This is a genomic window from Proteobacteria bacterium CG1_02_64_396, from assembly GCA_001872725.1.
In the GTDB taxonomy this organism is placed as follows: Bacteria; Pseudomonadota; MNWR01; order CG1-02-64-396; family CG1-02-64-396; genus CG1-02-64-396.
In genome coordinates this window covers 1-22,750 of sequence record MNWR01000092.1, presented here as the reverse complement: position 1 = coordinate 22,750, position 22,750 = coordinate 1, and the positions used below count along the sequence as shown (strand labels likewise).

The window sequence follows — 22,750 nt, the reverse complement described above, 5'->3', positions numbered from 1 at the left end:
CCGATACCCGCGCCGCCTTCGATGCGGTGGTCGAGCGGCTGCGCCGGGCCAAAACCCTGATGCTGGCCACCCACGTTGGTCCCGATGGCGACGGTCTGGGCAGCGAGATCGGCCTGCTCCACGCTCTAGAGGCGATGGGTAAAAAGGTCTGGGTGGTCAACGCCGAACCGGTCCCCGCCATGTACCGTTTCCTGCCGGATTGGCAGCGGTTGGGGATCCAGGGTTGCGGCGATCTGCCCGATCAGGTCGACGTGATGGTGGTGGTCGATTGTGGCGACAGCGACCGCCTGGGGGACGCCTGGCATCTGCGCGATCGGGCCAGCAGTGTCGTCAACATCGACCATCACGTGACCAACGAACGGTTCGGCGATCTGAATTTGGTGTTGCCCGAGGCCTGCGCGGTGGGGGAGATCGTCTACGACCTGCTGCAAGCGCTGCGCGCCCCCCTGAAACGAGAATCGGCACTGGGGCTCTACACCTCGATTACCACCGATACCGGCAGCTTCAAATACACCAACACCACCGCCCGCACCTTCCGCATCGCCGCCCATCTGGTCGACCTGGGGGTCGAGCCTTGGCCGGTGGCGCTGGAGGTCTTCGAGACCGCCTCCCAGGGCAAAATGGCGCTGACCGGCGACGTGCTGGCCCACACCCGGTTGGTGGGGGCGACCCAGCAGGTGGCGATGGCGCTGATCCCCTTCGATATGTTTGTCAAAACCGGTACCACCAAAGACGACGTCGAGGGGTTGATTGACCTGATGCGCCGCATCGACACCGTCGAGGTCGCCGCCCTGGCCCGTGAAGAGGAGCCGGGACGGTGGAAGGTCAGCCTGCGTGCCAAGCGCCGGGCCGATGTTTCCAAAGTGGCCGAAAACTTCGACGGCGGCGGACACCCTTTCGCTGCGGGCTTCAACATCGTGGGCAACGCCGAACGCTGGCTCGAAAAGCTGGAACAGGCGCTGGTCGAGGCGACCCAAGGCGGGCATTGATGGGGCGTCGGCGCAAAAGCGACTCCCCCCTGCACGGCGTCATCCTGATCGACAAACCCTCGGGCAAAACCAGCCGCGACGTGGTCAGCGCGGTGGGACGACTGACCGGGCAGCGGCGAGCCGGACACACCGGCACCCTCGATCCGATGGCCACGGGGCTTTTGCCAGTGGTGTTGGGGGAGGGGACCAAAGCGGCGGCGCTGCTCAGCGACGCCCACAAGGTCTACGCCGCGACCCTGCAATTGGGGGTGGCGACCGACAGTGGCGACGCCGAGGGGCAAGAGGTCGAACGGGGTGTGGTCCCCGAGCTGAATCAAGGGTTGGTAGAGCAGGCCTGCAGCACCCTATTGGGGCGGCAGATGCAGACCCCTCCCGTATATTCGGCCAAGAAAGTTGATGGAAAGCGGGCTTACGATCTGGCCCGACAGGGGATCGAGGTGGCGCTGACCCCGGTGGAGATCGAGGTTGCATCGTTGGAATGCCGCTGGATCGCCCCCGGCCGCATCGAGTTGACCGCCGAGGTTTCGAAGGGGACCTACATCCGCAGTCTGGGTGAGACGTTGGCGAAGCGCCTGGAAACGGTGGGGCATTTGACGGCGCTGCGCCGTCTGCGCACCGGCCCCTTCGATGTGGCCGATGCGATCACCCTCGACCAACTTGAGGCGCTGGGGGTTGAGGCCAGGGCAGCAGCGGTTTTGCCGGTGGCCAGACTGCTCGCCCTTCTTCCTTCGTGTACCCTGGATGGCGCTCAGACGGCCCGCTTTACCCAGGGGATAAAAATCGCCGGGGTGGTAGGGGGGGGCGTTACCGGTCAGGTGGCGGTGTTCGGCCCCGACCGGTTGCTGGGGATCGCCTGGGCCCAAGAGGGCGCTGTTCAGCCCAAACGTTTGTTTTTACTGAATTCATAACCGAGAAGTTGGGGTTTCCGTCCCTTTTGGGGCACGGCACTGCGTTGTTCGAGGAGAATCGAAATGGCCCGTATTACCGTTGAAGACTGCTTGGTCCATGAGCCCAACCGCTTCCATCTGGTGCTGGAGTCCTCGGCGCGGGCGCGGCAGTTGCTGCGTGGCGCCGATCCGGTTGCCCCCCGTCAGCATCACAAATCGACCGTGCTCAGCCTGAAAGAGATCGCCACCGGCAAGCTCGATAAAGAAAGGCTGTGGTTGACCCCGCCCCCCCGTCCCCGCACCTCGCCGATGGATTCCGGTCGCGGTGCGATGAGCGGCAAGGCGGTGAGCAGCGCGCCCCGCGAGGCGACTGCCCTTGAGAAGGCCGAAAGCCTGTTCAGTGGTGGCGCCCCCGCCGAGGCTGACAACGACGCCGAGTGATCCCGTGCGGCCCGGTCCGAATCCGAGCCATGGTTTCGGGCCGGGCGGCCCATCGGGATGCAACGTGGGGGTGGGGCGCGGTCTTCGGCCCTGGGTTTGAGCCGATCAGCTTGAGACGGTCCGCATCATGATTCGCGCCAACGAATTGCTTGAAAAGATCGAGGCTTACCAGCCCAAAGCCGACCTGGCTCCGGTGCAGCAGGCCTATGTACTCATGGCCAGCAGCCATGGCGGCCAAATGCGCCGCTCCGGCGAGCCCTATCTGATTCACCCGCTGGAGGTTGCCTCGATGCTGGCCGACCTCCATATGGACGTCGACACCATCGCGGCGGGTCTGCTCCACGACACGGTGGAGGACACCGGTCTGACCAGCGAGGAGATCGAGCAGAGCTTCGGCGCCGATGTTGCCTTTTTGGTCGCCGGGGTCACCAAGATCTCCAAGACTCAGCTGGCCTTCTCGACCCGCGAGGCGGAGCAGGCCGAGAACTTCCGCAAGATTCTGATGGCGATGGGCCGGGACATCCGGGTCATCATCATCAAGCTGCTCGACCGCCTGCATAACATGCGCACCTTGGAGCACCTCTCCGAAGAGGCGCGCATCCGCAACAGCCGCGAAACCCTCGATCTGTACGCCCCCATCGCCCGTCGTCTGGGGCTGACCCGCATCGCCTCCGAACTCGAAGATCTGGCTTTTAAACACCTCAATCCGGTGGAGTACCAGCGCATCGCCGAGAGCCTGGGTCGCAACCGGACCGAGCGGGAAGAGGTCATCGCCAAGGTCACCGCCATCATTTCAAAGAAGATCAACGACACCGGGATCGGTGCGGCGGTGGCGGGACGGACCAAAACGATTTATTCGATCTACCGCAAGATGATCGACAAGGGGATGACCCTCCAAGCGATTCACGACATCTATGGCTACCGGGTGCTGGTCGATTCGGTGGAGGACTGCTACCGGGCCTTGGGGATCGTCCACACGACCTTCAAACCGATTCCGGGCCGCTTCAAAGACTACATCGCCCTGCCCAAACCCAACGGCTACCAATCGCTGCACACCGCAGTGATCGGACCGCTGGGCAATCAGGCCGAGATTCAAATTCGCTCGCGCGACATGCATCGGGTGGCCGAATTCGGGGTGGCCAGTCACTGGCTTTACAAAGATGTGGCGGGGGTGACCCAGGATGGGGTCAACCAGGGCTACAAGGTGATTCGCCAGCTGCTGGAGTTTCAGCAAACCTCGCTGAGCAGCGAGGAGTTCGTCGAGCATGTGCGGGTCGACCTATTCCCCGGCGAGACCTACGTCTTCACCCCCAAGGGTGAGGTGCGCAGCCTGCCGCGCGGCGCCACCCCGGTCGATCTGGCCTATGCCATCCACACCGACCTGGGCCACGCCTGCGTTGGGGCCAAGATTAACGGTCGCTTCTTCCCCCTCGATACGGTACTTAGCAGCGGCGACCAGATCGAGATCCTCACCGGTCCCCGAGCCAAGCCGCAGCGGCGCTGGCTGCGCTTTGTCGTCTCGGCGCGGGCGCGCAGCGCCATCCTCTATTGGTTTCGCAAGCAGGAGCACGAGGAGGCCATCGAGATTGGTCGGGTATTGCTCGATCAGGTCTTGCACCGCTTCGATCACACCCTGGACGAACTGACCGAGGAGGAGTCCAAGATCCTCAGCGACCACTGGCGCTTTTCGGTCGACGAACTCTGCCATCGGGTCGGTCTGCAAAGGGTCACCCCCCTCGATGCCTTGGTCCCCCTCATCAAAGAAAAGGGGTGGCCCCACCGCAAGGAGCGGGGGGTGCGCCGCCCCTTGGGGATCGCCCGCATGGATGGAGCCTTGATTCGCCTGGGGACCTGCTGCATGCCGGTCCATGGGGATCCCTTGGTGGGGTTGATTCAGGAGGGGCGGCTGGTGGTCGAGATCCACCACCGCGAATGCCCGCGGGTGCGGGCGTTGAGCGATCCCACCGTGCACTGCCTTGAGGTCAACTGGGCCCCCAAGGGGGAGGAGGTCTACACCGCCCGGATGCACCTGGTCGCCCAGGACCGACCCGGCATGCTCGCCTCGATCACCAACGCGGTGGCCGAGTTGGGGATCAACATCCGCGAATCGCGCACCGTCAATCGGGTGGGGCGTATTGCCGAGTTGATTTTCTCGGTTCAGGTGCACGACGCCGGTCAAATCGAGGAGCTCACCGCCCGCCTGCGTTACCTGGAGGGGGTGCAGGAGATCGGTCGTTTGTTTAAGGAGCAAGAGGAGGAGGACCCAGACCGTCAAAACGATCTGGTCGCCGCCGAGGCTTACAAAAGTGGTTTGGAATCGCCCAGTCAATCCGCCATCCAGGAGAGTACCCATGAGTGAAACCATCGTCGCCACCCCTCATGCCCCCCAGGCGGTCGGCCCTTATGTTCAAGCCCGTTGGGCCGGGAATCTGCTCTACACCTCGGGGCAAATCGCCCTGGATCCGGCCACCGGCAAGATGATCGAGGGGGACGTGGTAGCCCAAACCGAGCGGGCGATGGCCAACCTGCGGGCGGTGCTGACGGCAGCGGGGCTCGATTTCACCGCCGTGGTCAAATCGACCATCTTCGTTACCGATCTGGCTCACTTCGCGGTCGTCAACGCCGCTTACGCATCCGCCCTGGGCGATCACCGCCCGGCCAGGTCCACCGTGCAGGTGGCGGCGCTCCCTCTGGGGGCGCAGGTCGAGATTGAGATGGTAGCGATGCGGGGGTAAAACCTTCGAGGTCGCGCAGTCCCAAAAACAAAAAGGCCGGGTCTCCCCGGCCTTTTTGTTTTTGGGACTGCGCCCGATGGAGGACTCATCCCCCCGCCACCGGAATCCCCCCAATACTCGCCTCCTCCTTCCAACCCAGTACCGACAGCACCTCGAAGGTAGCGACGATTCCCTGCTCGTCGCGGCGAGGGTAATGGGATTCGAGCGCCTCCAGCCAGCGGCGGGTATTCAAGCCGCGGCGGCGGCGGCGGTCGGCGTTGTGGGCGCCGATGGCTTTGAGCTCCCCCATCAGATCGCGCAGGGTGGCAAAACGGCGGGGGTAGCGGTCGGAGTCGGCCACCGGCTGACGAAAGCCACTCACCGAAACCAGGTCGCCGAAATGGTGCAGGTCGATGAAGGGGGAGGTGTGGGGGGCGGGATTGTGCCCCAGGGTTTGGTCGGCCTGGGCGGCGGCGGTGCGCAGCTCTTCGAGGGTGCGCTCCCCCATGGTGGTGGCCAGCAGCAGTCCGCCGCCGGCGAGCACCCGGTGAATCTCTTTCAGGGCGAGCGGCAGATCGGGACACCATTGCAAGGCCAGGTTCGAAATCACCAGATCGAAGCTGCGCCCCGCAAAGGGGAGCAATTGAGCGTCGGCGCAGGCGAAACGTTGTTTGGCCAACCAGCGCTTGTGGCTTCTGGCCTGCACCACCATCCCCTCGGCGATGTCGGCCATCACCACCTCGGCCTTGGGGTACATCTTGGCGACCAAGCGCCCCACGTTGCCGGGGCCGCAACCCAAATCGAGGATGCGGCGGGGCTGAAAACGGCGGATCACCTCAAGTTGTTGCACCAGCTCCGCCCCGACCGCCGCCTGAAAGGTGGCGGCAGCCTCGTAGCGGGGGGCCGCCTTCGAAAAAGCCTGGCGCATGGCGGCTTGGTCGAGCCAGTTGTCGGTTGCTTCTAAAGGCATGGGATTTCAGATCGATGGGGGGTGGGGGACAAGGGGGCGCGATGGTACCCGAGCCTACCCCCGCATCCAAACTGGGACTCACCCCTTCCATTTGATCGAGCACCCCAGCGAGGGGATCTGCTCCAAGTCCACCGTTTGCCCCGTCGCCACCGCCTCGATGGCGGCCAGCAATTCGCGCCGGGTTACCTTGGCCTCGTTCTGCCAGCAGTCGTCGATCCGGCCGTGGTAGGCCAGCTTGCCCCCCCCGTCGAGCAGATAGAGGTCGGGGGTGCACTGCGCCTTGTAGGCGCGGGCCACCGTCTGGGATTCGTCGACCAGATAGGGGAAGTCGACCCCCCAACGGGCCACCGCCTCTTTCATTTTTGGGGGGGCGTCGTCGGGGTAGCTAGGGTGGATGTTGGGATTGATCGCCACGGTGGCGATCCCCAGCGCCCGACCCCGCGCTGCCAACGCCACAAGCCGGGGCCAGACGGCAATGGCGTAGGGGCAGTGGTTGCAGGTAAAGGCGATCAACAGCCCTTTGGGACCGAGCGCCCCTCGCAAAGTGTGCACGTTGCCGTTGGGGTCGGGCAGATCGAAGGGGGGCATCGGTGTGCCGAGGGGGATGTCGATCGATTCGACCAGGGCCATGAGAACTCCTTAGGGAAACGCTGATTAAAGGTTCCTGCCTTGAATCAGCACGCTACGCAAAAACCAAAAGCAGAGCTTCGGCGACTTAGGTCGCCTCCTACGACTGCGCACCACTGTGGCGGCCCATCCCTGGGCTGCTCGGAAGCGCTGATGCACTCGACCCGAACGCCTCCCGTGAGCGTCCCTCCCCCCCCTGTTCAAGGGGGGACAGGGGGGATTTACAGGCGCTTCAATGGCGGAGTTTTGCCTTTAATCAGCGTCTCCTTAGGTCAAGGGTTGGGGATGGCCCGCTCTTCGGGCGGAGGGATGACATACCCCCTTTCGCGAAACAGACGCAGACAAGCGGCGACCGCATCGCGGTCGTATAGGGTGCCTGCGTTGGCCTCGACTTCGGCCAGCGCCGGTTCGATGCCCCATCCGGGTCGGTAGGGGCGGTGGGAGGCCATCGCCTCGACCACGTCGGCCACCGCCAGAACCCTGGCCTCTAAGGGGATTGCCTCCCCCTTGAGTCCGTCGGGATAGCCTGAGCCGTCGAGCCGCTCGTGGTGGTAGCGAATGATGTCGGCCACCGGCCAGGGAAATTCGATCCCCGCCACGATCTCGTGGCCGATCTCGGGGTGGGCTCGGATCAGGTTCATTTCGTTGGTTGTCAACGTGCCGGGGCGGCCCAGAATCTCGGCCGGGACATAGATTTTACCGATGTCGTGGATCTGCCCCCCCATATGAATCGCCTCGATCTGCTCCGGCAAAAGCCCCATCTCTTGGGCGATATGGGCAGCCAGATCGGCGACCCGTAGTTGATGCCCCGCCGTGTAGGGATCCCGTTTTTCGATGGTCAGGGCAATGGCTCGAATCGTCTGCTCCATCGCTCGTCCCAGTTGCTCCATGCGCTGGTGGGCCAGATGTTCGGCGTGGTGACGGGCGGCGCGGGTGTGCAGCGTGGTCATGCCGAAGGCCAGGTCGTCGGCCAGCTCGGACAAGATGGCGATCTCGGCCTCGGTAAAAAGTTGGGGCTGGTCGGCGTAGATGGTCAGGGCGCCGAGGGGGATCCCTTCTGAAGTCAGGGGTAGCGCCAGTGCCGACGCGAAACCGTGCTCGGTCGCCAGTTCGCGCCACGGCTCGAAGTCGGGATCGGTCACATCGAGGACCACCGGCGCCCCGGTGCGAATCGCCCGGCCGGCCGGCCCGTATCCCTTGGGGGTGTCGACGGACCAGCTCGGTTCGAGGGAGGCGATAAACTCCTGGGTGACATCCTCCCCGGAGTTGCTTGCCCAGGCGACCGGATCCACGGTGCGCCGTTCGTCTTGCCGCGCCAGTCCGACCCATGCCATGGGGTATCCCCCCACCTCGACCACCAGTTTGCAGATGTCGCCCAGCAGCCGGGTTTCGTCCACGGCGTGGATCAAGGTTTTGTTGCAGGTTGAGATCGTCTTGAGGGCGCGCAGGGTTGCCAGCAACTCCGCCTCGGTCTGTTTGCGCTGGGTGATGTCCTGAGCGATGAGCAACAGCAAGGGGGTCGGTTCGTCGGCGGCGTAACTCAGTCGCACCTCGGCGGGAAAGGGGTCGCCGTGGTGGGGGTGCAGCTCGATGTCGAACTGCGCTTGGGTTGTTTCGCCCGAGCGCAGACACGCCCCTTCGGACCGCAAACGGGCCAGATCGACCTCACCCAGCAGCTCGGCCACCGAGTGCCCAAGCAGGTTTTGACTGGGGGAGCCCAGGCGCTGGGCCGTCCCCTCGTTGACCTGAACGATGAGCAGGGTGGCGGCGTCGAGGACCAGCACCAGGGTGGGGGCGTGGTCGAGAATCCTGCCCAACCGCTGGCTCATCGCCTCGGCCTGGACGATCTGGGTGATGTCGTGGATCACCCCGACCATACGCAGCGGCTGCCCCTCTGGGCCGTAGGTCACCTGCCCCTGCTCCCGAACCACCCGAATGTCTCCGTTGGGGCGAACCAGACGGTGGACGATGCCGTAGGGGGTATGCTGCGCGACGGCGTGGTTCACCGCGTCGATCACTGCCTGGCGGTCGTCGGGGTGAACCCTCTCTAAAAAGGCGATGTAGGTGGCGCCAAACTGCTGGGGATGTAGCCCAAAGATGCGGTAGATCTCGTCGGACCAGGCCAGCTCGTTGCTGACGATGTTCCAGTCCCAATTGCCCAAATGGGCGATGGCTTGGGCCTGTTTTAGGCTGGTTTCGCTGCGGTGGACCTCACCCTCGGCGCGGGTGCGCTCGGTGACGTCCAGCAGCGCCAGCACCACCCCTGTCGCCACCCCCTGCTCGTTTTTCACCGGGGTCAGGGTCCAATCCCAATAGCTGATTCCCCATTCGGGGTGGTTGGGGTAGCTGAAGGGTTTGGCCTGTACCTGAAACCGCTCCCCGCTGCGCACCACCCGACGGAAGATCGCCTCGTTTTCGGCATTGGGGTACAGGGCAAAGTGGTTTTTGCCGACGAAATAGGCGGGGAGCTGCCCCTCGATGGCGGCGTAGGCGCTGTTGACCCGCAAGAAGTTGAAATCGGCGTCGAGGTAGGCGATCAGCAGATGGACGTTTTCGAAGACCTGTTCGAGCAGGGCGTTGCTGTCGCGCACCTTGTGCTCCGCCTCGCGTCGGGCTTGGGCCAGTTGCCAGCGTCCCAGCACATGGCCCAGCCGTTCGGCAATGGCGGCCAGCATATTGCGCTCTTCGGGCTGAATCGTTTCCTTCTCGCCCGCCCCGCGCTGCACCGCCACTGCGACGGTGCCCACTTGGCGATGTTCGATTTTGATGGGCAGGGCCAGCTCTTCGGCCTGGCCGGGGAGGAAGGGGGTGCAACCGGCGTGGAAGCGGTGTTCCGACAACTCGACGAGGACCGAAACCCGCTCGGGGTGCTGCATGCCGACAGGAATCAACGCGGCGGTTTGTTGCAACAGCCGCGGGGCGTCGATGCCCGGTTCGTCGATCAGCCGCGAGAGCTTGAACAGGGTGTCGAGCTCTTTGACCCGCTCCCCGAGATCGAGGGAACGTTGCAGCAGCGCCGCCTCGGTGGCCCTGCTCTCGGTGACATCTTGAAAGGTCCCGACCACCCCTGCGCCGTCGCCTTCAAGCGGCTCGGCATGTTCGTGGATCAGTAGCTCAAGATCCTCGAAGGGGGCGATGCGAAAATCGAGATCGACCGCATCGGTCAGGTGCCCCTTCAGGGTTTGGGCAACCCGCTCCCGGTCGTCGGGGTGGACCAGCCGCAGCAGGGTCTCCAAGTTGCCGGACTCGGTTTGCTCCTCAAGCCCGAAGATGTGGGCCACCTCGGCCGACCAGATCATCTTGCCGCTGCGGGGATCGAATGCCCAACTGCCCAGATGGGCCAGGCGCTCGGCCCGGTTGAGCATCGCCTCACTGCGCCGTAGCGCCTGTTCGGCGCTGCGCGCCTCGGTGACGTCGTCGAGCAGGTGGACCGAATACAGGTATTGATCGCGCAGATCGCGCAGCGGGTAGTCGCGACTGACGAACACCTTGCCGTCGACCAGGTGGAGCTCTTCGCGGGCTGGATCGAGCTGCTTGGTTTCGAGCGCCCCTTGGCAGAGGTGGGTGGGCCCTTTGCTTTTAGGGAAGACCTCGTAGTAGGGACGCCCGAGGAGTTCGGGCAGGGGAAGGCCGGCCGCTTCGGCGTAGGCCTTGTTGGCCCGGATGATGTTGAATTCGCGGTCGTGCAAAAACACAGGCTCGGTAACGGCGTCGATGGCTGCGGTCCACTCCCTGCGCGCCCGTTCGATGCCCCGACGACTGAGCTCCAGCTCTTGCACCAAGTTGAGCAGGTCGTGGCCGACCCGGACCAAGGTTTTTGGGGGGGTGTCGGGGGCGTCGAGCAGGGCGGTGACAGCGGAACGCAACGCCTCAACCGGCAGGCGTCCGTCGCGGAGCTGCTGCATCAGGTGTTCAAGGTTGGTGTCGTGCGTGGGGGGCATGGGGTCTCCGGCGGGGGGTACGTCGGATGATGCTACTTCATCTGGTTCGGGTTCGGGACGTGGTTTTCAACGGTGCGTGCGATCATCCCTCCAGGTTGAACCCCTCCTCTCGGAACAGGTGCAAACAGGCCCGTACCACCTCCGGGTCGTAAAAGCTCCCGGCGTGGGTTTCGATCTCGCTCAAGGCGGCATCCAGGGGATTGCGGGCTCGGTAGGGGCGGTGGGAGCTCATCGCCTCGACCACGTCGGCCACCGCGATGATCCGGGCTTCGAGCAGGATCTCCCCGTCTTGAATGCCATGAGGGTAGCCCGAACCGTCGAGCCGTTCGTGGTGCTGCAAAATCATGGTCGCCACCGGCCAGGGCAGGTCGACCCCATCCATGATCTCCCAGCCGCTTTGGGAATGGGTGCGGATGATCTCCATCTCGTAGGGATTGAGTTTGCCGGGGCGGGTGAGGATTTCGGTGGGGATGTTGATCTTGCCCAGATCATGAATCGAGGCCCCCAGTTCGATCCCCCGGATTTGCTCCTCGGGCAGGCTCATGGCGCGGGCGATGGCGACCGCCAGTGTGGCGACCCGTTGTTGATGCCCCGCTGTGTAAGGGTCCCGTTTTTCAATGGTGCGGGCTACCGCCTCCACCACTTGTTCCATCGAGCGGTTGAGCCGTTCCAGGCTGGAGCGATGCTCTTGCTGGGCCTGAGTGCGGGCCTTTTCGTTACGCAGCGATTCGACCCCGAAGGCCAGATCGCCCGACAGATTGTCGAGCAACACCAGCTCGTCGTCGGTGAAGAAGTGGGGGCGGTCGGCGTAGACGGTCAGGACCCCCCAGGGTTGGCCCCCATCACCGCGTAGCGGGATGGCCAGGGTCGATGCGTACCCCCGTTTGAGCGCCTCTTCGCGCAACCGGGGATAAACAATTTCGTGAACGATATCGTTGATATAAGTGGTTTTTCCCCGGCGCAGCGCCCGCGTCGCCGGGCAATGGGTTTCGGGGGGGCCGTCCCAGAAGAAGGGGACCGTTTCGAGAAATCCATCCTCTTTTCCCGCATGGGCGACCGGGACGATCCGCCGCTCCGGGTCATCCCCCCGTAGCCCCACCCAGGCCATGGCGTACCCCCCCCGGCGCACGATTAGATCGCAGACATCCTGGAACAGACCCTCCTCGCTGTGGGCGTGAATCATGGCGTGGTTGCAGGTGATTAAGGTGTAAAGGGCCCGGTTGAGACGACGCAGACGGAACTCCCCCCGTTTTTTGGCGGTGATGTCGTGGACGACCAACACCATGGCGCTGGGATCGGTGCCGGTCCACAGGGGGGAGACCACCACCATTTGCCACCGTCCCACCTCGGGCAGGTGCAGCTCCACTCCATGGCTCGATTCCCCCAGCGCCAGCAGACGGCAGACCGGGCATTGCTCGATGGGGGTGGAGGGGGAGTGCAACCGCTCATGCAAAGCTGCCCCGACCAGGGTGGCAGAGCCCGACACAGCCTCGGCAACGCGGTTGCTTTGGCGGATCACCCCCTGTTTGTCGACCACCACGATGGGGTCGGGGATCGAGTCGTAGGTGGAGACCTGTCGGGCCAATTGCCGGAAGGGTTCGTGCAGGGTGGTGTGGACCAGCGCTAAAAAAATGAACCAGAAGGCGCCCACCTTGAAGATGTGGCCGATCAGGTTCGAGAGTCCGAAGAGGTCGGTGTAGAAGGTGAAGGCAAGCTCCGAGACGATGGAAAACCCGATGGCCAGGGTCATCCAGGTCAGCGTTTGTTCGTCCACCAGGCGGCGACGGGCCATGAGGAACAGCCGGCTCCCCACGAGCAGGGCGATCACCACCACCTCCATCCCCACCTTGAAGGAGGTCAGCCCCATCCCCTCGATGTAGGCGTCGGGAAAATGGCCGGTGAGAATGGCGATCGACAGGGTGACGGCGAGGGTACCGATCCCGATCAAGATCGGGACGGGACGTAGGGTTCGGGTGAGGTAAACGGGGGCACAGAGCAGCGCCACCCCCTGAAGCAGGCGGGCCACCACCCAAAATTGGGTGGGGGGATTGGCGTCGGTCGGCAGAAGATTCATCCCTTTGTAGAGCAGGGTGTGCATCAGATCCAGGCCGCCGATCCAGGGAAACATACAGCCCAGAAACAGCAGAAAGTGGTTGCGGGTGAAGGGGTGGGTTTGCCAGGCGACCACCCCGATGGTGAAGGCGACCACCACCGAGAAGAATTCGACGAGGGCGTGGAAGATCAGGAAGTTCACCGCTTGCGACCAGACCAACAGGGCGATCCCCAGGCCTGTGAGGGTGACGGTCAACATCTTGCGTGAGTCGAGGATCTGCGCGGGGAAAGGGGGCTTGTCCATCCTCAGTCTCGTTGTCGCGATAGGTGACTAAATTTGCATGATCCGAGCATATTTAAGTGGTGCAAACTGTGCGCCACGCCGCTTTTTGATACAACGTCGTTGACCCCTGCTTACCCCAAACCCGAACCCCGTTGCTCCTCAATACGGGCCGCAAGAATGAAGTCATTCAAACTCAAGCCCCCCACCGAATGGGTCCGCAGCCGGACCTCAACCTTGCCCCAGGCCAGGCAGATTTCGGGGTGATGGTTTTCGGACTCGGCCAGGGCGCCGATGGTTTGGGTCAGGGCCAAGGCCCGGGCAAAGTCGGGCAGATCGAAACGTTTGTTCAGTATGGGGCCGACTTTGATGGTCCAACCGTGGTTGAGTTGTTGCAGCAAAAGCCCCGCCGCCTCTTCGTTCAAAGGGGGGGTGCCGGGGGGGAGTGCGGTGCAATGGTGCTGGGCCAGCGGCAGGGCAGTCATGGTCGCTCCGAGTGTGGGTTCCTGTTCCCTTGGGGCCAACGTCCCGTGTTGCTTGAGTCGGGTCGACGTTGACAGTTCCTGACCATCCTGACTGGTGCGTGGGTGGGTTGTACAGCCTGCGTGGCCCTATCTCTATTTAAGTATTACGATACCTTAATTAGTCGATACCAGATGATTTTGGAACGGCTGGGTTTTTCACCCCAGAAAGGGGTTGCCATGAAGCTTACCGAGCTCCTCCGACAGGAACACCGCACCATCGAGCGCATGCTCAACGTGCTCGACCACTGGTGCGTGGCCATTCGCGGGGGCGAGCCGGTCGATGGTCAGGCGGCGCTGCGGGGGGTGGGGTGGCTGGTCGAATACGCCGACCACTGGCACCACCACAAGGAGGAACAGCTGCTCTTCTCCGCCATGGAGGCTGCAGGGGTGCCACGCGAGGGGGGGCCGCTGGGGGTGATGCTGTTCGAACATGACAACGGGCGAAAATACCTTGAGGCAATGGGGGCTGCTGCCCAGCAAATCGCGGCAGGGGAGCGGGGGGGCGGCGAGGCCTTCTGTCGAGCGGTGCGCCAGTACACCTTTTTGATCGGGCAACACATCCTCAAGGAGGATCGGGTTCTCTACCCCATGGCCGAAGCCCGCATCGACTCCGCCACCGCCCACAGGTTGGGGGCGTTGGTGGAAGAGAGCTGGATCGTGCCGTGGACAGAGCGGTTGCAAGCCCTGGAACGGCAACTGGCGGGATGGGAGGAGGGGGTTTAAAGCGGCGATGAACCGGTACCTTTTTGTGTACGGCACCCTGATCTGGGGGCGGGCCGATCCGGGGATTCAAAGCCGGGTCAAGCTGGGCTGCAGCCGGGTTGGGCGCGGATCCGTTCGGGGGCGTTTGTACGACCTGGGGGCCTACCCTGGCGTGATTCTTTCGGGGGGCAAGGGTGATCGGGTGCGCGGCGTGCTGCTGCGTCTACGCAGCCCCTCGGCATTGCTGCCGCTGCTCGATCACTACGAAGAACCGCTCGGGGTGGCATCGCGGCGGGGTTTGTTTGGCAGGCGGTTGGTGGAGGTAAGGCTCGATTCGGGTCGGAGGGTCGAGGCTTGGGTGTATGGGCTGAATCGGGTGTCGAGGGGGGCAAGGCGGGTGGAGGTTTGGAGTGCCGATGACGAAGGGACTCACAGGCCAAACCAAGCAATGCAACCGTCTTCTTAGAGAAACGCTGAATAAAGGTCTCCTGCCTTTTTCAGCGCCGCTTCGCAAAAACCAACAATAGGCGCCATGAGACGGCGTGGTAGGAGCGCCGCCCTCGGCGCGATTGCGTCCCGTTCGGAGCCCGAACTCGGAGCCCGAATGCACGGTGGGCTCACCGGGGCAGCCTCGCCCCCGCAGCGACCCCATCCCACCCAGCGCTGTCGCCCCCGCGACCGTTGGATCCCCGCCTGCGCGGGGATGACGCCGGGATGGGGGGGGCAGGTCAGGCCTGGACCGACGCAGGAACCATTGCGCGTAGGAGGCCACCCCGTGGCCGAACCCCAAGTCCGACTTTGCTGGAAAATCCGATGGTAGACCCCATCGGTCCTGATCCCCATCGGTCGTGTTTGATCCGCGCACGTATTTCTCCTCCTCCGGTTTGAGCACGATCAGCAGGATCCCCGCCTCTTTGCCGGTCAGCGCCCCGTAGTGCAACGCCTGCCCGATCACCTCGGCCCACTTCTTGGCGTAATCGATCTCGACAGCGTGGGTCGCGGTCAGGCAGTCGCAGCGGGTGCCGTCGCGCATTACCACCTCCATCCGCCCTTGGGCCGACCCGCACCAGCTTTCTTGGGACCACTTTTTGAGGCGGTGCGCCGAGGGGGCATGGACGATCCGATCAGGCGGGATGATGGCTGTGCCACCATGCGGCGGCCTGTCCTCGGGTGGCAAGGTCGAGTTTGTCGAGGATGTTGGCGACATGCCGCTTGACCGTATGGGTCGAAAGGGCCAGGTCGCGGGCGATCTGTTTGTTGCTGCTGCCTGCGGCGATCAGGGCCAGCACCTCTTGCTCCCTGGGGGAAAGCGCCTCCAGGTCGGTGAGGGGGCGCGCTTCGGGTTCGGCTTGGCGCAGTGCCCGGCTTTGTTTGAGTAGGGTCGAAAGCCAGATGCGGTCGGCCTCGGGGGCGACCGCCCCCCAGTCGGTCCGGGCTAGGGTTTCGAGCAGTTCGCTCCCCACCATGAGCAACCCCATGATTTCGCCGCTTCTACGCGCCGCCGCAATCGCTGGGGCAAGGCTGTTCCAGCCTTGAGCCATCCGCCCCAAACCCACCTGCGCCGCCGCCAGGGTCGCCCGCACCATTTCGTCGCACGAAAACAGATCGTGGGCGGCTGAGGAATCCAGCACCGGTTCGAGCAGGGCGACCACCCGTTCAAAATCCCCCTCGTGCAGCGCCAACCGGGCCAATAGATTGGGGCGGGCCACCGCCATGTAGGGCCACTCGGTGTCGGTGGGGGTGATCGCCAGGTCGTCGAGGCGAAGCCGTACCGTATCCCAGTCGCCGACGGCGGCTGAGATTCTCCCCGCTTGAAAGAGGTAGACCCCCCGTCCGGTTTTGCTGCGCTGCTCGTCTCGGTCGACCTCGGCCACCAGAGCAATCCCCGCCTGAAGGCACCCCTCGTGGCTGCCCCGCAGCAGTTGCAGGATGCACTCGAACGAGGCCCGGGCGATGCGCATTTGCGCCGTCTGGCCAAACCAGCGCTCGTCGCTCAGACACGCCCGCATCGCTTGCTGCGCCTCGGTGACCCGTCCCCGCCAAAAGAGAACCCACACCATCAGGGTGCGGGCGGTCGCCGCCAATTGGGGGTGCTCCTCCCCCGCCAGCAGCGCCGCCTGCCGGGCAAATCGCTCCATCGCCGAGGCGACGCCGGGGCGGCCCATGAAGATGGAGTGGGGGGTGCAGCGCAGCCAAAGCTGAGGGCTAGGGAGCCGAATCAGTCCGTCGATCATCCGCTCCAATTGCCGGGCGGGCCCCTCGGCGGGGCCGCGCAACCCTTCGAGCCAATAGGCCATCAGGGCGCTCATGACCTCCAACTCGGGGAAACTCGGTCCCTGTAAGACCTCTTGCTCCAGTGCCTGTGCCTGCTCGATCCGACCGACGGCGATGGCCCCCAGGGCGCCGAAAACCCGGGTCTGTTGCGCCCGCTCCTCCATCCCCAGCGCCGAGAACCCCTGCGTCGCCTGCCCCATCGCATCGATCATCGTGTGCCATTTGAAACGGGGCCAAGCCCACATCCCCCGAACGAAGGCCAGCACTGGGGAGCTGTTGCGGATCTCGGGGGGAAAAGTCTCGACCAACCGAAGCAACCGGCCATCGTCCCCCGCCAGCAGCAGCAGCGGGGCCGCCTCGGCCAGCGATTGTTGGGCGGCGGTCAGGTCGCCAGCCTGAAGCCACCAATCGACCCGGCGGGCCGGATCGCGCTCGCAGTTGGCGGCCCGGCGCAGCAGCTCGGGCAGCTCCTCGCCCCGCCAGCGGCGCAGTTGCATCTGCAAAAAATCGCGGAAGAGGTCGTGCAACCGCAGGGTCCGCTCCTCCCCCTCCAGTACCGCGACGAAGAGGCGGCGCCGTTCGATTTCATCGAGCCGGGCCGCCACCTCGGGATCGCCGCTCACCGCCTGGCAACGCTCGGCGGTCAGTTCGGGCAATACCGAACAACGCAGCAGGAAGATCCGCAATTCGGTCGGCATTTGATCGAGTACCTCGCTGGCGAGGTAGTCGAAGGCGTGGCGGTCGGTGGCCCAGGATGCATGGGCCAGATCACCGGTTTGCAGCGCCAGCCGCAGCCCGGCGGGCCACCCCCCGGTGCGTTGCCAAAGCGGTTCGATCAAGGCCGGATTGTCGCTACCGATCCGCTGCCCCAGGGCCAGCGCCTCCTGTTTCGAAAACCGCAGATCCTCGTCCCGGAATTCGGTGAGCTCCTCTTGAGCCCGTAGACGGGCCAGGGGGAGAGGGGGATCGACACGGGTGGCGAGCACGAAACTCCAGCCGGGGGGGAGCCGCTCGACCATCCGCTCCAGCCAGGTAAACAAGGGGGGATGGACGACGCGGTGGAGCTCTTCGAACACCACCACCCCAGCGGTCGCTTCGCACCCCGCCAGGGCATCGAGCACCACCTCGGCGGCCCGCTGCGCCCCGCCGTCCTCCCGCCCCGCCATTTGGGCCAGCGCCTCGGGGGCGATGCGCCAGGGCAGATCGAAGGGATCGAGCGCCTCGACCAGCGCCAGCAACACCCTCGGCAGGTCGTCCTCGGCGTCGAGCGACAGCCACCCCCGCACCGTCCCCTCCCGCCCCTCGGTCAACACCCGACTGAGCAGGCTGGTCTTGCCGTAGCCCGCCGGGGCGCAGACCAGCACCAGCCGTGTGGCCCCCACTGCGGAGGCCAGCCGTGCCTCCAGCGCAGGACGGGGGATCAACTCGGTGCGTAGTCGTGGAGGTTGGGTCTTGGCGCGCAAAAAAGGGGTGGCGGGATCGAAGGTCATGGGGCAACCGCTGGGGAGGAGATGGATGGCGTGACTGCGTTCACAAACGCAAGGGTGATGGCTCTTTTCGAGGGGGGCAATGGCTCTTTTGGGCGATGTGGTTGCGGTGGAGGGTGTCGAGACTGCGCCCCGTCGCAAACCTTTGCGAGTCAACCTCTTACCCCCGTTCTAGGAGCCTGCCCAAGGAGCCGCCATGAAAATCGATCCCATCCTTCTGATTGCCGGTTTGGCAGTCGCGCTGCTGCCCGGCTGCAACGGCGGCGACACGACCGTCGCCAACCCTTCGGGGGGGAGCGGCAGCACCGCCACCACCCCGGTGACCTATGTCGGAAGTGTCCATCTGCTCCGTTCCGATCTCGACGCGGTCGCCACTTTGAACTGGAGCCTGTACGACAGCCAAATCGACTACGGCGGCTATCTGGGCAGCGGCACTCTGGATGGCACCCTGACCGTTCCCGGCTGCACCCCGGCGACCTTTTCGCTTGCCATTTCGAGCGGCGACGCACTCAACCCCGATTCGCTGTTGACCGCTTTCAACGGCCAGGCCACCGCCCCCTACACCCTGTCTCACAACTTCACCCTCAAGGTCGATCCGACCGCCGTCATCAACCTGACCTGCGGTGGTGTGGCAACCCCATACCCCGCTTCGGGGCTGCTCTTCATGGTGGGGACAGCCGCCTGCTCCACCGGCGGCAGTGGGTTGGTCCACCACACCGATGCCGCCCGTCTGACCGGGACCTGGAGCTGTCTGGGGCGTGACCTGACCGCTACCTGGGACTTCACAGCCCAGTGATGCCAGCAAGGAGACCGATGATGAATACCTCGATTCCCATAAAATCGCTCTTGTTCGGGAGCGCTGTCTGCATTGCCTTGAGCGGTTGCTTCGTCGCCTCCTCGTCCACCAAGCCGGTTCCCACCGTCACCATCCAGGGAACGGTCGTCGTGACCCCAGTTGGCGGGGCGACAGTCACCGTGTACACCTTGAAGACCGGAGGGGCGCGGGGGGCGGCGGTGGCCGGCCCCTTTGCAACGAACGGCTCCGGCAGCTGGGTGGGGCGGATTCCCGCCGGGGCAAGCCTGCCGCTGGAGGTGGTCGCCAGCGGGGGGAATTACGTCGATCCGGCCACTGGAGCCAGCGTCGCCATGGGTGGGGAGCTGCGCGGCTTGATCGAAACCCTGCCCGGCGCCGACGCTATCCTGACGGTGGCGGTCACTCCCTTGACCCACGCCGCCGATCTGAGAGCACGCAGTCTGGCCGCGGGGGGGATGGCGATCACGACCGCTGCGGCGCGGGCGCGGATCGAAACCCGCAACCGCTTCGGCATCGACCCCTTTGCCACGGAGCCGGTCGATCCCCTGAACTTGCCTGCCGGGTCGAGCGCGGCTCAGAAACAATATGCCGCCCTACTCGGGGGGCTGGCGCTGCTCGGTCGGGACCCGGCCTTGACGGTGGCGGGGCTCGGTGGCGCCGATCCCTTCGCGGTGAACGTCGCTCTGAGCGACGATCTGGCCGATGGCAAACTCGACGGGATCGGCGCGAGCGGTGGTGCAATTGCGGTGTCTACCGGTACAGGGACGACCGTTCCCCTGCCGCCGCTCGATCCGGCCGGGGTGAATGCCCTCGTCGTGGCCGCCTACAACTTCGCCGCCGCCCCCCCCTTGGGTGGAGTTCCCCTCGAAATCCGGGCGCGGGTGGTGCGTACCGGGCTGGTGGGGGGCGGTATCATCGGGGCCTCCCTGAGCCTTGCCGGGGCGGTGACCACCGTGGCTGGAACCGCCGGAATCGGCGGCGCGGTCGACAATGCCGGTCCCCTGGCTCAGTTCAACGGCCCCTACAGTCTGACCGGCAACGGCACCTACCTGTATGTGGCCGATTTCGGCAACAGCACCATTCGCAGAATCGATCCCGCCAACGGCATGGTGACCACCCTGGCAGGGAGCCCTGGCACCTGGGGCGGCGCGGATGGCATCGGGGCAGCGGCGAGTTTCAACGGTCCCAGTGGCATCGTCTGCGACGGAGCCAGCCTGTATGTGGCCGACTACGCCAACCACACCATTCGCAAGATCGATCTGGCCACGACCCGGGTGACCACCCTAGCGGGCACGGCGGGATTGTCGGGATCGGGCGACGGGGTCGGCGCGGCGGCCCGCTTCAACAACCCCTACGGCATCACGACCGACGGGATCGACCTGTACGTCAGCGATTACGGCAACAGCACCATCCGCCGCATCGACCCGATCACCGGCGCGGTCACCACCCTGGCGGGGAGCGCGGGGGTGTGGGGGAGCGACGACGGCGTCGGCACGGCTGCGACCTTCAACGGCCCCTACGGCATCGCCTGCGACGGCGCCTCGTTGTTCGTGGCCGACAGCGGCAACAACACGATCCGCCAGATTCTGATTACCCCCCAAACGGTGACCACCCTGGCCGGAACGACGGGTCAGGGGGGGGCCAGCGACGGGATCGGCGCCGCCGCCAGGTTTGCCAATCCGCAGGGGATCGCCGGCGACGGATCGACCCTGTACGTGACCGACCGCTCAACCGGTTGATCCGAACCGTCGATCCGGTGACCGGAGCGGTCGCCACCCTGGCCGGTTCGGCGGGGATGGCGGGATCCAGCGACGGGGGCGGCGCTGCGGCCCGCTTCACCGATCCGTCGGGGGTGGTGAGTCTGGGCGGCGCCCTTTTTGTGAGCGACTACGGCAACCACACCGTGAGGAAAATCCAATGAGCGCAATCGGTTATCGGGATGCCCGTCCCGAGGATATCCCCGCCCTGGCTGGGGTTTTCCTGGAGGCGGTGGCCGACATGTTCGACCGCCACGGCGTCGCCACCCCGATCCCCCCCCGCGCTGCGGTGGAGCGGGGGTACCTCCACGTGCTCGAAACCGGGATCTTCCAGGTGGCCGAAATCGAGGGGGAGATCGTCGGGATCGCCGGGGCGGTGGTGCGGGATCGGCTGTGGTTCCTGAGCGCCTTTTGGGTCTTGCCCGCCCGGCAGCGGGAGGGGATCGGGATGCCGCTGCTGCGCCGGGTGCACAGGGAGGGGGCGGCGCGGGGGGCCGAGCGGTTTTTCACCTGGTCCTCCATCGACCCGAGCGCCATGGCGGCCTACCTGAAGCTGGGGATGTGGCCGGGCGGCCCGATTCTGCAATTCGAGGGGATCCCAAAATCGCTCCCCGAAGCGGCGTCGGACACCACAACCGTCCCCCTCGAAACGTCGGTCGCGCAGGCGCTCGACCGGCAGGTGCGGGGCGCCGGACGGATGGTCGATCACCGTTTTTGGGAGGAGGGGGGGCTGATGGGACGGGCCGTCGTGCGCGGCGGGGAGGAAATCGGCTATTTTCGCCACCGGTTGGGGACGGTCGGTCCGGTGGCCTGGCGCGCCCCCGCGGACGGCCCCGCGGTGCTCGCCCTGGCGCTGCGCGAGGCGGCGGGGGCGGGGGGCGAGGTGCGGCTGGCGGTGCCGGGGTGCAACCGCGCGGCGCAGACGCTGGCGATGGCGGCGGGGCTCAAGCTCGTCGCCCACGCCCAGTTCATGACCTCGGCTCCTTTCGGGGCGTTGGAGCAATATCTGCCGTCCGGGCCGTCGCTGTTTTGAGGCGGATGTTTGTGGCAATGGAGGGGTGCGATGGATCCCACTGTTCTTGGAACCAAGTACGACAAGATCGCCGACTGGTGGCGCGACCGGCATGACGGCTCCGACTACGGCCTTGCCCAGATCGAGCAGGCGCTGGGTTTCGCGCCGACGGGGGGCAAGGCGCTCGATGTGGGTTGCGGCGCGGGGGGGCGGGTGATCCGGCTGCTGCAAGATCGTGGGTTTGCGGTGACGGGGGTCGACGTGTCGCGGGCGATGGTGGATCTGGCGCGGGCGGCCCATCCCGAACACCGGTTTTTCCACCACGACATCGCCACTTGGCAGAACGATGAGCCATTCGATCTGATCGTGGCCTGGGACAGCCTCTTCCATCTGCCCCTGGCCCTACATCCCCGGGTGCTGACCCAACTGTGCGATTGGCTCCGCCCGCAGGGGGTTTTGATCTACACCTTCGGCAACGCCAGCGGCGAACACACCGACCGCTGGCACGACGACACTTTTTATTACAGCTCCATCGGGATCCGGCAAAACCTTGAACTTCTGTGGGGGCGAGGGCTTGAAGTGCTGCATCTGGAACTGGATCAACACCCGCTCAACCACGTCTACGCCATCGCCGCCAAACCGTAGGGGCCCCTCATGTCGAAAACCACCACCCCATATCAAGAGAACGGGGTCTTGATATGCCACTCCCCCGCCCTGATCCCCGTTTCGGCCAGCAGGCCCCGATGACCGCGGCGCAATCCGTCGTTCTGCTCTCGGGGCTGACTTATGCGGCCCAGGCCACCCACACGATCTCCCTGGCAAGCGCCGCCGACCCCTGAGCCTGCTCACCCAAACGGGCGCCGTGAATCAAAACGGTCGGGTCACCACCTCCACCTATGACGCCGCCACCCTAACCACCACCGTCACCACCCCACAGGGGAGGACCAGCACCATCCGCAAAACGCCCCAGGGTGCCTTGGCCGAGGTGACATCGTCAGGAATGAACGCAGCGTTTACCTACCTCGTGGTCGCCTGACCGATACCTGTCGCGGCAGTGGTGCTGAGGCCCGACATGTTGGCGACCAATACATGCCCGAAGGGTGGCTGCTCGGCACCACCGATCCCCTAGGAGTCTGTCGGACTTGAGATCGTCCTACTCGGCAATTGCTCCTGCATCCATGCAGTCGTGCGCCGGCGGGTAATCGGTCCAAATTTCCCCGGTTTTTCGTCACATAGCCACCACTATGATCCTCAAAACCGTGAAAATTTGGCCTCGATT

The 22,750-nt window shown here is 65.0% G+C and carries 18 protein-coding genes; 12 read left to right on the top strand and 6 right to left on the bottom strand.

The window, feature by feature from the left end; translation table 11 throughout:
- Positions 1-59: 59 nt before the first annotated feature.
- The 5 genes from AUJ55_10940 to AUJ55_10920 all read left to right on the top strand — a co-directional run bounded on the left by AUJ55_10940 (position 60) and on the right by AUJ55_10920 (position 5,052).
- Positions 60-989, top strand: coding sequence for a hypothetical protein (locus AUJ55_10940; GenBank protein OIO55080.1), 930 nt, complete (start codon positions 60-62; stop codon positions 987-989).
- Positions 989-1,897, top strand: a complete 909-nt coding sequence (locus AUJ55_10935; GenBank protein ID OIO55062.1) for a tRNA pseudouridine(55) synthase TruB — start codon at positions 989-991, stop codon at positions 1,895-1,897. The genes AUJ55_10940 and AUJ55_10935 overlap by 1 nt, the downstream gene beginning before the upstream one ends.
- A gap of 63 nt (positions 1,898-1,960) precedes the next feature.
- Positions 1,961-2,317 carry a DNA-directed RNA polymerase subunit omega gene (locus AUJ55_10930; GenBank protein OIO55061.1) on the top strand — a complete coding sequence of 119 codons (357 nt, stop codon included), beginning with the start codon at positions 1,961-1,963 and terminating at the stop codon, positions 2,315-2,317.
- Positions 2,318-2,444: 127 nt separating this feature from the next.
- Positions 2,445-4,676 carry a hypothetical protein gene (locus tag AUJ55_10925; protein ID OIO55060.1) on the top strand — a complete coding sequence of 744 codons (2,232 nt, stop codon included), beginning with the start codon at positions 2,445-2,447 and terminating at the stop codon, positions 4,674-4,676.
- Positions 4,669-5,052, top strand: a complete 384-nt coding sequence (locus AUJ55_10920; GenBank protein OIO55059.1) for a reactive intermediate/imine deaminase — start codon at positions 4,669-4,671, stop codon at positions 5,050-5,052. Before AUJ55_10925 ends, AUJ55_10920 begins: the two co-directional genes overlap by 8 nt.
- An 85-nt stretch (positions 5,053-5,137) precedes the next feature.
- On the opposite strand, the gene AUJ55_10915 is transcribed toward AUJ55_10920, so the two are convergent.
- The 5 genes from AUJ55_10915 to AUJ55_10895 all read right to left on the bottom strand — a co-directional run bounded on the left by AUJ55_10915 (position 5,138) and on the right by AUJ55_10895 (position 13,386).
- Positions 5,138-6,001, bottom strand: coding sequence for a malonyl-[acyl-carrier protein] O-methyltransferase BioC (locus tag AUJ55_10915; protein OIO55058.1), 864 nt, complete (start codon positions 5,999-6,001; stop codon positions 5,138-5,140).
- 78 nt (positions 6,002-6,079) lie between these two features.
- Entirely contained in the window at positions 6,080-6,631 is a 552-nt protein-coding gene (locus AUJ55_10910; GenBank protein ID OIO55057.1) for a thioredoxin family protein, read from the bottom strand.
- 269 nt (positions 6,632-6,900) lie between these two features.
- Positions 6,901-10,569: a hypothetical protein gene (locus AUJ55_10905; protein OIO55056.1), complete on the bottom strand. Its 3,669-nt coding sequence runs from the start codon at positions 10,567-10,569 to the stop codon at positions 6,901-6,903.
- 82 nt (positions 10,570-10,651) lie between these two features.
- On the bottom strand, positions 10,652-12,925 hold the full coding sequence (locus AUJ55_10900; protein ID OIO55055.1) for a hypothetical protein: 2,274 nt from the start codon (positions 12,923-12,925) through the stop codon (positions 10,652-10,654).
- Positions 12,926-13,035: 110 nt separating this feature from the next.
- Positions 13,036-13,386 (bottom strand): hypothetical protein, encoded by a 351-nt coding sequence (locus tag AUJ55_10895; protein ID OIO55054.1) that lies wholly within the window; start codon positions 13,384-13,386, stop codon positions 13,036-13,038.
- A 171-nt stretch (positions 13,387-13,557) separates the two neighbouring features.
- On the opposite strand from AUJ55_10895, the gene AUJ55_10890 reads away from it, so the two are divergent.
- Entirely contained in the window at positions 13,558-14,148 is a 591-nt protein-coding gene (locus tag AUJ55_10890; GenBank protein OIO55053.1) for a hypothetical protein, read from the top strand.
- Between the two features lie 7 nt (positions 14,149-14,155).
- The gene (locus AUJ55_10885; protein ID OIO55052.1) at positions 14,156-14,593 is read left to right on the top strand and encodes a hypothetical protein; all 438 of its coding nucleotides are present in this window, start codon (positions 14,156-14,158) and stop codon (positions 14,591-14,593) included.
- Between the two features lie 658 nt (positions 14,594-15,251).
- Here AUJ55_10885 and AUJ55_10880 read toward each other — a convergent pair.
- On the bottom strand, positions 15,252-17,891 hold the full coding sequence (locus tag AUJ55_10880; protein ID OIO55051.1) for a hypothetical protein: 2,640 nt from the start codon (positions 17,889-17,891) through the stop codon (positions 15,252-15,254).
- A 193-nt stretch (positions 17,892-18,084) separates the two neighbouring features.
- On the opposite strand from AUJ55_10880, the gene AUJ55_10875 reads away from it, so the two are divergent.
- Genes AUJ55_10875 through AUJ55_10855 form a run of 5 tightly spaced genes read left to right on the top strand, consistent with a single transcriptional unit; the run spans position 18,085 to position 22,116 of the window.
- Positions 18,085-18,684 carry a hypothetical protein gene (locus tag AUJ55_10875; protein ID OIO55050.1) on the top strand — a complete coding sequence of 200 codons (600 nt, stop codon included), beginning with the start codon at positions 18,085-18,087 and terminating at the stop codon, positions 18,682-18,684.
- A gap of 20 nt (positions 18,685-18,704) precedes the next feature.
- On the top strand, positions 18,705-20,441 hold the full coding sequence (locus tag AUJ55_10870; protein ID OIO55049.1) for a hypothetical protein: 1,737 nt from the start codon (positions 18,705-18,707) through the stop codon (positions 20,439-20,441).
- Positions 20,438-20,623, top strand: a complete 186-nt coding sequence (locus AUJ55_10865; protein ID OIO55048.1) for a hypothetical protein — start codon at positions 20,438-20,440, stop codon at positions 20,621-20,623. The genes AUJ55_10870 and AUJ55_10865 overlap by 4 nt, the downstream gene beginning before the upstream one ends.
- Positions 20,620-21,492, top strand: coding sequence for a hypothetical protein (locus AUJ55_10860; protein ID OIO55047.1), 873 nt, complete (start codon positions 20,620-20,622; stop codon positions 21,490-21,492). Before AUJ55_10865 ends, AUJ55_10860 begins: the two co-directional genes overlap by 4 nt.
- Positions 21,493-21,522: 30 nt before the next feature.
- Positions 21,523-22,116 carry an SAM-dependent methyltransferase gene (locus AUJ55_10855; protein ID OIO55046.1) on the top strand — a complete coding sequence of 198 codons (594 nt, stop codon included), beginning with the start codon at positions 21,523-21,525 and terminating at the stop codon, positions 22,114-22,116.
- Positions 22,117-22,750 lie beyond the last annotated feature (634 nt).

What these genes read in the sequence shown, in the direction of transcription:
- AUJ55_10940 (OIO55080.1), top strand. Translation starts at nt 60, where the DNA reads ATGCTGGCCACCCACGTTGGTCCCGATGGCGACGGTCTGGGCAGCGAG.
- AUJ55_10935 (OIO55062.1), top strand. Translation starts at nt 989, where the DNA reads ATGGGGCGTCGGCGCAAAAGCGACTCCCCCCTGCACGGCGTCATCCTG.
- AUJ55_10930 (OIO55061.1), top strand. Translation starts at nt 1,961, where the DNA reads ATGGCCCGTATTACCGTTGAAGACTGCTTGGTCCATGAGCCCAACCGC.
- AUJ55_10925 (OIO55060.1), top strand. Translation starts at nt 2,445, where the DNA reads ATGATTCGCGCCAACGAATTGCTTGAAAAGATCGAGGCTTACCAGCCC.
- AUJ55_10920 (OIO55059.1), top strand. Translation starts at nt 4,669, where the DNA reads ATGAGTGAAACCATCGTCGCCACCCCTCATGCCCCCCAGGCGGTCGGC.
- AUJ55_10915 (OIO55058.1), bottom strand. Translation starts at nt 6,001, where the DNA reads ATGCCTTTAGAAGCAACCGACAACTGGCTCGACCAAGCCGCCATGCGC.
- AUJ55_10910 (OIO55057.1), bottom strand. Translation starts at nt 6,631, where the DNA reads ATGGCCCTGGTCGAATCGATCGACATCCCCCTCGGCACACCGATGCCC.
- AUJ55_10905 (OIO55056.1), bottom strand. Translation starts at nt 10,569, where the DNA reads ATGCCCCCCACGCACGACACCAACCTTGAACACCTGATGCAGCAGCTC.
- AUJ55_10900 (OIO55055.1), bottom strand. Translation starts at nt 12,925, where the DNA reads ATGGACAAGCCCCCTTTCCCCGCGCAGATCCTCGACTCACGCAAGATG.
- AUJ55_10895 (OIO55054.1), bottom strand. Translation starts at nt 13,386, where the DNA reads ATGACTGCCCTGCCGCTGGCCCAGCACCATTGCACCGCACTCCCCCCC.
- AUJ55_10890 (OIO55053.1), top strand. Translation starts at nt 13,558, where the DNA reads ATGATTTTGGAACGGCTGGGTTTTTCACCCCAGAAAGGGGTTGCCATG.
- AUJ55_10885 (OIO55052.1), top strand. Translation starts at nt 14,156, where the DNA reads ATGAACCGGTACCTTTTTGTGTACGGCACCCTGATCTGGGGGCGGGCC.
- AUJ55_10880 (OIO55051.1), bottom strand. Translation starts at nt 17,891, where the DNA reads ATGACCTTCGATCCCGCCACCCCTTTTTTGCGCGCCAAGACCCAACCT.
- AUJ55_10875 (OIO55050.1), top strand. Translation starts at nt 18,085, where the DNA reads ATGAAAATCGATCCCATCCTTCTGATTGCCGGTTTGGCAGTCGCGCTG.
- AUJ55_10870 (OIO55049.1), top strand. Translation starts at nt 18,705, where the DNA reads ATGAATACCTCGATTCCCATAAAATCGCTCTTGTTCGGGAGCGCTGTC.
- AUJ55_10860 (OIO55047.1), top strand. Translation starts at nt 20,620, where the DNA reads ATGAGCGCAATCGGTTATCGGGATGCCCGTCCCGAGGATATCCCCGCC.
- AUJ55_10855 (OIO55046.1), top strand. Translation starts at nt 21,523, where the DNA reads ATGGATCCCACTGTTCTTGGAACCAAGTACGACAAGATCGCCGACTGG.